The sequence below is a fragment of the Bacillus sp. SIMBA_008 genome (assembly GCF_046535495.1).
Taxonomy (GTDB): Bacteria; Bacillota; Bacilli; order Bacillales; family Bacillaceae; genus Bacillus; species Bacillus subtilis.
In genome coordinates this window covers 1-275 of sequence record NZ_JAWRWL010000402.1, presented here as the reverse complement: position 1 = coordinate 275, position 275 = coordinate 1, and the positions used below count along the sequence as shown (strand labels likewise).

The window sequence follows — 275 nt, the reverse complement described above, 5'->3', positions numbered from 1 at the left end:
GAACGCGCGAACCGGACCTGGAATCGAAGAGAACGCCAGTGGTTCGTTGCGATCGCTTTCGCCGACGAGGTGATGCACGATGCGTTCGCACGCACGCCCATCTCCATACGGATTGTGCGCACGCGCCATTTCCTCGTAGCGCACCGCATCGTCGAGCAATTGGCGACAGGCCTCGACAATTCGGCTGCTGTCCGAGCCAACCAGACGAACCGTTCCGGCCGCCACCGCTTCAGGTCGCTCCGTCGTATCGCGCATCACGAGCACCGGCTTGCCGA

1 protein-coding gene is annotated in these 275 nt (G+C 62.9%); it reads right to left on the bottom strand.

Annotation, left to right across the window (positions count from 1 at the left end):
- Positions 1-264, bottom strand: a 264-nt coding sequence (locus tag SB658_RS23775; protein WP_410602775.1) for a UDP-N-acetylglucosamine 2-epimerase, incomplete at its 3' end; no start/stop codon positions are given.
- Between the last annotated feature and the right edge of the window lie 11 nt (positions 265-275).